Consider the following 7,839-nt stretch of genomic DNA (forward strand, 5'->3'; position numbering starts at 1 on the left):
TGAAGTGGGCTTTACTAGGTTACTAGAATGGATCAAAGGATTAAAAGCTGTAAAAAATTTTGATAAAGCAATAGTTGGTATGGAGCCTACCGGACATTACTGGATTAACTTATCGAAATGGCTATACGAACAAAACATTGATGTCGTATCAGTTAATCCTCACCTTGTAAAAAAGAATAAGGAAAACCGAGATAACACCCAATCCAAAAGTGATAAAAAAGACGCTCTCGTCATCGCTGATATGGTGAAGAATGGCTACTATGCCTTTATTCGTCCCACTTCAGAACCTTTCGAAAAACTTCGAGTATTAATGGCTAACCGTGACGTGATTGTTAAACGGCTCGTCAGTTCCATAAACCAAATAAATCGTTGGGTAGATATTGTCTTCCCTGAACTTCGACAGGTATTTAAAGACTTCAAAGGCAAAGGGGCAATCGCAACTCTTCGCTTATTTCCTACACCTAGGGAACTACGTTCCATGGAAGCACAGGATATAGTAAAAGGTTGGAAAACACTGATGAAGCGACACGCTGGCTTTAAAAAAGCACAGTTACTAATAGAATTAGCCAAACATTCTGTTGGTAGTCACCAAGCACATGATGCTTATAAACTACACTTAGAACAATTACTTGAAGAATTTGATCTCGCTACAGCCCCACTCGAAAGAGTCGAAAAAGAAGTTACTGACGTACTCAAACAAATTCCTTTCGCAAGGAAATTACTTGCCATTAAAGGAATTAGTGAAATAACATTAGCAGGAATTTTAGGAGAAGCAGGAGATTTAAGTGGTTTCGCCCATGGTAACTCTCTATTACGACATGGAGGATTACATCTAGCAGAGGCTAGCTCGGGTAAATGGAAAGGACAAATCGTTCTTTCTAAACGTGGGAGATCCAGACTGCGGCGTTTCTTGTATTTAGCGACAATGAGTCTTGTCATGAACAATCCCGAGTTCAAGGAGCTTCACTCCAACAATGTAAAAGTAAAAAAAATGAAGAAAATGAAATCAATTATGAAACTGATTGGTAAACTTGCAAGAATATTAGTAGGAATGGCCCGACGTAATGAATCTTATTGTCCTAGAAAAGTACAACCTTTAACACCATTAGCAGCATAACTGTATCTTTATAAATTAAATACCTATCAATTAATATTTAGATTAGTATTTTATCGAATGTTGCCTTATTCGTAGGATCTCAAAGAAAGCACGGAGTACTGGATGTGTTTAACCAAAGGGCACCGACCCGTTCCGTTAGCAAAACCGGCCTCCACCCCTTGGATAGGCATGACGAAGGAATGAGAGGGCTTAGACCCGTTGAGACATGGGAGGGATAGCCTCCAGGGGCGGCGTGGAGAATGCGTGCATAATATGGTAATAATTGGAGTTATTTCTACCTCCTCTATTTCCGCATGCCTTCATGTAGCCAAAGTATCAAAATTCATTCCATTCATCCATTATTGTTCGATCAAGTGGTTTGAAATCCTGCGAATAAGTGAGTATTCGAAAGATAAATGTATCTAACTGAGGGAGTTAAAGTACTTTATTACTGTTGTATCTTTATCACTAAAAATATTGAAATATAAAAATAAACTTTGCCTATTTCAATATTTCGCTTACAGAGGATTCTTCTGAATATCTCTTCAAATATTCTCATTGCTACTATATAGTAACCAAATAACGTTTCTCCGCAAAGTTGCAAAGTATAAATTGTATCCTTTAAAGGCGGTATTTCATAGGAACCAATTATTTCTGCCTCTACCTTATATGAAGTTATTTGAATGTTTAAAACATCTTCAGCATTATTTCTATTCCTAATATCAATTATTTTAATCAAGGAAACCCCTCATTCTGTTATTTTCTTCTTTCGCAAACCTGCCATTTAGTTGAAGAACGAAAAAGAAAAAAGGCTGCCGTAGCAACCCATTTATTCTTATACTTTTGACCAGTTAGTTCATCAAGTATTTTGGTTTTAATGCAACATAACATTTTTGATATATTAGTTAAACTTCATCATAAAATATCAATAAACGCATGTAATTAATATTTTTATTGAAAAATGTTGACAAACTATTAGCTGGTTTACTTTAAGTACAATTCTTCACAATCTGTTTTGTTATTACAAATTAGAAAAATGGTATTAAAGATCTCCATTTATGGTTAATTTTTTAATCAAAAAGAAAAAAATCAATTGAAGTAGTCATGATTGTCCTTATTGATGTATAGCGTAAATAAATTAATATTGTCTAGACTATTCCCCCTAACTATTTTTCTCTTGTTTTACGTTTAAGTCCGCCTCTGCTATCGCTATGGTAATATCAGCAAGTGGTTGGCTTACTATTTCTCCATGTCCAACAGCAAGGATGGATGGATTGGAATCTTGTATTTTCCGAGCACTTTCTAAAGCAATTTCATTGTTCCATGTTCCCTTGGCTGGGAATGGAAACGATGGTCTCATTTGACCAGCTACTGCTAGACCTCCAATGGTTTGAAAAGCATCTCCTGCTATCAATGTATTATTACGAGTGTCTATAAATGACATTGAACCTGGTGTATGACCTGGTGTAAATAAAGCTAGTAAGGAACCAATACGTTCTCCATCTTGAAGCAAAATGTCTGCTTTGGATATAATTTTTTTAGGGAATATTCCACGAATTTGAGTTTTTGGTTCGTTTTCATTTAACGATATGTCCCCATACATTAGTGGTGCTTCTCTACGAGAAATATAAACTGTACTATGGGGGATTAGTTGTTTTATTTTGTCTAGTCCGCCTATATGGTCATGATGTGCATGAGTCAAAATAATATTGTTTATTGGTTTGCCTATATCCCTTGCTACTCTAAGAATATTTTCGGCATGTTCTTCCATCGCTGTATCAATAAGAGTTAAGTAATCATTTTCTTCAACAAGGTAACAATTAACAGATAAACCTTTAGAATTGTGGAATGTTATTTTATACATCATTTCTACTTGAGTAACTTGCATCATAACGATTCCCCCTATATGTGCAATAAGACATTACTAGATATAATTCTCCTATTGCTATTAAATTCCTTCTATCACTAAACTGCTCCGTTATAAGTGAGTATTTGAGAGATAATCGTATCTAACTGAGGGAGCACTATAAGAAAAAGCTGCCGCAACGACAGCATTAATCTTTCACTCTTGCCCCCGTTAGGTAATAAGACGATGAATAACGCTTTACATTTTATCGGATAGTTTTTCCATACACATTTTGAAACTTATAATAAGTTAAGATAACTACCAACAGTCCAAATCCAAATAAAATACCTCCAGCTACTAAAAAGTTATTTATATGGCCTTTAAGAATAATTTGGTAAATACCTGTATCTGCCCCACCACGACTCATTAACCAAGAGTCTGCAAATGATGTTACAAAATTAACACTTGAAAAAATCATTACAAGTCCACCTATAACTAATATGAAACCCACAACAATTAAACTGATTAACTTTTCTTTTGACATTATGCTCCTCCCCCTCTATAAATCAAATTTACCATAATAAACCAATTTAAAGAACTGTAAATCTTCTTAAGCTAACCTGCACTGTTACTTGAATAAGAAAAAAGCGATCCTTCGTTATTGAAGCAGTCGAGTAGAAGAGAACCTTTTAATATTTCGGTTAATTGTACTCTCCCCCCTCTCAGAACCGTGCTTGCACTACTAATGCACACGGCTCCTCCAAGTCATCATTTACAGAATATAGTTAATCTCTTTTCTTAAATCGTATATATTCACTTTAATCCTTGGATAAGGTAGTGGATATTTATTAAGAAATAATCTGAATTTATCCCAGGTGAAGGACTTTCTTTGACTTCTTCTATTGAGCCATTTAAACAGTAAAAACTCTATTTTGTCTTTGAAGTTATTCACATTTTGGGTGTTATCTGTGATGCAGTAATAGTTGTAATAACCTACAAGCGAGCGTTTAAATCTATCCATAATCAAATGAATATCTTTATTTCTATTAATCTTCAGCCATTCTTTAGATTCTTTGAGTTTGCCTTGGACTTTCTTCCTGCTCGATTTCCGTTTTACTCGAAATTTCCCTTGTTTACTTTTCCCACAATAATTTGTGAACCCTAGAAAATCAAAGGTATCTGGTTTATTTCTCCCCTTTTGTTTTGCATTTATCTCCGCAAACCGTCCAAAGGGAATAATTTTGGTTTTGTCCTCAGCTATTTCTAAGTTAAATTTCTTTAACCTCAACTTTAACGAATGGAAGAATTGTTCAGCTTCACTTTTATATTGAAAACAACAAACAAAGTCATCTGCATATCTTACGATGTATGCTTGTCCTTTGCACTGTTTCCTAACCCTTTTCTCAAACCATAGGTCGAGGACGTAATGGAGGTATACATTGGCTAATATCGGAGATATTACTCCACCTTGGAGACCTCCGAAAAAACAAATCCAAATCTATCAATTTATAGGATAAAATGTAATTGGCGATATTTAGGGAGGGGATAAAGATGCTTAGAAAGACGAATTCTAAACAGATTTCTGGATTCGATCAGTATTATTACGATAAGGTAATACCTCAAGATCATTTGTTAAGACAAATTGATGAAACCATCGATTTATCTTTTATTCGTGACATGCTTTCTGATCGATACTCAGCCGATCGTGGTCGACCTGCCGAAGAACCAGAGTTTATGTTTAAAATTTGTCTTCTTGAATATCTGTATGACCTTTCCGATGTTCAAGTTATTGAACATATTCGTGTTAATTTAGCTTATCGCTGGTTTCTTGGATTAAACCTTGATGAGGATTTACCTGATGATTCGACCATTAGTTATTTTCGTGTAAATCGTGTGGGCCTTCAAAAGTTTCAAGAAATCTTTAAGCATCTTATTGATCAATGTATAGAAGCAGGCCTAATTAATCGTCAGCCTAAACGGGCAATTATTGATTCTACCCATATCATCGCTGCTGTAGCCATTCCAACATGGCTTTCTCTAGTGCGCCAAGCTTTTGAGAAAGTGGTTCGTGAATTACTATTAGTTGATCAGACCAAAGGAGAAGATTTTCAACAGCGTTATCAAAAGCTATGGGAAGAACTCAAAGGACCAAACACGCGATGAAAAGTTACCACATGTATTAGAACTAGCGACAGAGCTTGTTGAAACTGCTGAACCATTGTTTGAAAAAGAAGAAGAAAAAACGACGATCGTTATGTTGAAAAAAGTCATTTCAGACCGTAAGGACTCGGCAAAAGATCGAATTATTAGTGTTGTTGACCCAGAGGCTAGAACAGGACATAAATCAGATATGCGTACAATACAAGGCTATAAAGACCATATTATGATAGATGAAGAAAGTGAAATCATTACAGCTGTTAAAGTCACTCCAGCCAATGCAGAGGATGGTGACCAATTGATTGATCTTATTACACAATTTAAAAAATGCCATGGGGCATTACCAACTGAAACTTCTGCAGATAAGGGGTATTGGTTTGGTAAGAACCTTCGCTTCTTATATGAGAACCAAATTGTTGGACATATCAGTGTAATGAAGACAAAACAGCACTCGCAAGGACTATTTGCCCCTGAACATTTTCAATTTGATAAAGAAAATATGAAGTTAACTTGCCCTAATGGCGTAAGTACAACTAGATATAGAGAAAAAAAGAATAGAGGTAAATAAGAAGGGTATGAGTTTACATATACTAAATCAAAGTGTCAAGGTTGTCCTTTAAGAACAAAGTGTACTAATAGTAAAACAGTAAGACACGTGTATATTAGTAACTATTACTTTGATTTAGCACGAGGACGTGAGCACTATCAAACAAATGATTATAAAAAGGCGAGTAAAAATAGATGGTTAATTGAGCGTCGACATGCAGATAAAGTAAGAAATCATAGTTTACGTCGCAGCCGTTACAGAGGGTTAGAAAGAACATCCATTCACTCTCTTCTATCAACAATAGCTTGTAATGTAAAACGTATGAGTAAATTAATTACTCAAAAACGACAACGGGAGAAGTCTGCCCTTTTACAAGAATCATAGGAATAAAAAGGAGAAAACCCTCATTTATCTCTTGAATTTACCCCTTTTAACATAGAATATCCCTTATAAACACCCGGAAAATGTAAAAATCACCTAAAGAACACATTTAAACGTGCCTTTTTCGGAGGTCTCCCTTGCGGTGTGCCGTTGTCTGTTTTGTATTTCTTACCTTTCTCCATATATCCACCTTTAAGAAACCTACCAATTATTCTTAGTAGGTTAGGGTCAGAGATTCGTAGTTTTAAGAACTCCATCATCCATGTGTGGTCAACGTTGTCGAAGAATCCTTTGATATCTACATCTACTATATAATTTACTGACTTCTTTTCAATGTAATAATTCAGTATTTTCAAAGCATCGTGGCAATTACGATTTGGACGGAATCCAAAGGAGCAATCAAGAAAGTCATTTTCATAGATGGTATTTAGTATCTTTGTAATGCCTTTTTGAACAATTTTATCTTCATGTTCCGGTATCCCCAAAGGTCTTTTCTTGTTTGAATTGAGTTTTGGGATATACATTCTTCTTACTGGAACAGGTCGATAACTTTTGCTTTTAAGCCTACTTACTAAATCCTTTATGTTTTCTTCCATGTTTTCGCTGTATTGTTCTTTAGTCGTTCCATTAACACCAGTCGCCTTTTTATTAGGTAGTTCATGATGACACTGTGTTAGCGTTTGCTCATTTAATAAGTGTGCAAGTGATGTGAATTTCAATTTAGTATCAGATTTTGCTAATTCTGCTATCCTTAGTAGTTTTGTTTCCATTTATTATCCCTACCTCTGTGTGTAGTAAATGTGTCCCTAGTAAGGGTGATAACTGGTAGCTAGCCTTTCCTCCATCGGCATTACCCAACTTCATTGGTACTACGCTGCTATCCGACTCCCTACATCGGCATTTGGTTTCCTTGCTTATTATCGCTTGTAGACCATACTCTTCTATAAAGTAGAAAAGACCGGTAGGGTCTCCCGAGTTGCCGTATCATATCAATGTGTAACGTCCCAAGGTCTCTGACTCCAGAGAGGTTTCATCCTTCTAGCCTTTGACGAAGGATAAAATGTTGCTTTCTGCACGCAGGTAAGGCATCAGCCCTCTCGGTTTACTAACGTTTATGGAGCTCAATCCCTTCAGCCATTTGGCTTTCGGCCCGCCGTCGGGTAGAAAACAGGCGCGCGCATATGATAAAATCACGTTTCCTGTAGCCCCCCTACGATCCCGGACGGTCGGATTTCCCGAGTCCGGTTCTGACCTTGGTTAATCACCTACAGGTCTTCCCATACAACCGCAGGATTAAATGTCGGTACACATATTCCCCCATCATTTGTAAGTTTACTTGTAAGCTAGTTTAAACATACTTAATAGCTCAGAGTCTATTATGCTTAAACATTCCAAGTGCCCAGAGGTCCTTCGCTCCATCATAGGTGTTACCTTAATAGAAGTGTAATTTCCTTACACTTAAGAAGGCATTACCCTTCTCTCGTTGCTACTACGACCTCATGCGCCAGTCCTAAATCTTCCTACCAATTTCTATTAGCCTCTTATATGATAGGTCTTTATTGGTTTGTACCATTCAAATTTGAAGTAGGACCTTCCCGTCGTTATCTCTGAGAATCTTTCCCTAGATGCTAGAACCCGTGCCCCGGCTGCCCTTACGGTGCTTTTGACCGTTTCTTCCCGTAAGGCATCGGTCTTCCCCCGTTAGATAAAGGTCGACGCTAAGCAAATCATCCCTCGAAACAGTTTCTTGGAGGGGCGTAGATTTCGGGACTGCAGTATTCGTTAATTCCTTCTGGCCTCTAGGTTTGCTCG

The 7,839-nt window shown here is 36.7% G+C and carries 9 protein-coding genes and 1 pseudogene; 4 read left to right on the plus strand and 6 right to left on the minus strand.

What is annotated here, in order from left to right; genetic code table 11:
• The coding region (locus WQ54_RS19480; protein ID WP_046586510.1) for an IS110 family transposase at positions 1-1,117 on the plus strand (1,117 nt) is incomplete at its 5' end.
• 427 nt (positions 1,118-1,544) lie between these two features.
• On the opposite strand, the gene WQ54_RS32035 is transcribed toward WQ54_RS19480, so the two are convergent.
• The 4 genes from WQ54_RS32035 to WQ54_RS19500 form a co-directional block, all read right to left on the minus strand.
• Positions 1,545-1,835, minus strand: coding sequence for a hypothetical protein (locus WQ54_RS32035; RefSeq protein WP_052737877.1), 291 nt, complete (start codon positions 1,833-1,835; stop codon positions 1,545-1,547).
• A gap of 423 nt (positions 1,836-2,258) precedes the next feature.
• Positions 2,259-2,984 (minus strand): MBL fold metallo-hydrolase, encoded by a 726-nt coding sequence (locus tag WQ54_RS19490; protein WP_046586517.1) that lies wholly within the window; start codon positions 2,982-2,984, stop codon positions 2,259-2,261.
• 223 nt (positions 2,985-3,207) lie between these two features.
• The gene (locus WQ54_RS19495; RefSeq protein ID WP_046586513.1) at positions 3,208-3,486 is read right to left on the minus strand and encodes a hypothetical protein; all 279 of its coding nucleotides are present in this window, start codon (positions 3,484-3,486) and stop codon (positions 3,208-3,210) included.
• 228 nt (positions 3,487-3,714) lie between these two features.
• A complete protein-coding gene (locus WQ54_RS19500; protein ID WP_331435142.1) occupies positions 3,715-4,440 on the minus strand; it encodes a reverse transcriptase domain-containing protein in 726 nt (241 codons plus the stop codon).
• Positions 4,441-4,493: 53 nt separating this feature from the next.
• Between WQ54_RS19500 and WQ54_RS19505 the strand changes: the two genes are divergently transcribed.
• The 3 genes and pseudogenes from WQ54_RS19505 to WQ54_RS32900 all read left to right on the plus strand — a co-directional run.
• Entirely contained in the window at positions 4,494-5,105 is a 612-nt protein-coding gene (locus WQ54_RS19505) for a transposase (RefSeq protein ID WP_052737878.1), read from the plus strand.
• A complete protein-coding gene (locus WQ54_RS19510; protein ID WP_046586515.1) occupies positions 5,026-5,667 on the plus strand; it encodes a transposase in 642 nt (213 codons plus the stop codon). Before WQ54_RS19505 ends, WQ54_RS19510 begins: the two co-directional genes overlap by 80 nt.
• Before the next feature lie 27 nt (positions 5,668-5,694).
• Positions 5,695-6,030 (plus strand): annotated as a pseudogene (locus WQ54_RS32900) (transposase); the annotation flags it as partial.
• Between the two features lie 89 nt (positions 6,031-6,119).
• Here WQ54_RS32900 and WQ54_RS19515 read toward each other — a convergent pair.
• Together WQ54_RS19515 and WQ54_RS34840 are read right to left on the minus strand one after the other, a co-directional pair.
• Positions 6,120-6,797 carry a reverse transcriptase domain-containing protein gene (locus WQ54_RS19515; RefSeq protein WP_046512795.1) on the minus strand — a complete coding sequence of 226 codons (678 nt, stop codon included), beginning with the start codon at positions 6,795-6,797 and terminating at the stop codon, positions 6,120-6,122.
• Between the two features lie 851 nt (positions 6,798-7,648).
• On the minus strand, positions 7,649-7,839 hold a 191-nt coding region (locus WQ54_RS34840; RefSeq protein WP_231597584.1), incomplete at its 5' end, for a hypothetical protein.

The sequence above is a fragment of the Bacillus sp. SA1-12 genome (assembly GCF_000981385.1).
In the GTDB taxonomy this organism is placed as follows: domain Bacteria; phylum Bacillota; class Bacilli; order Bacillales; family Bacillaceae; genus Metabacillus.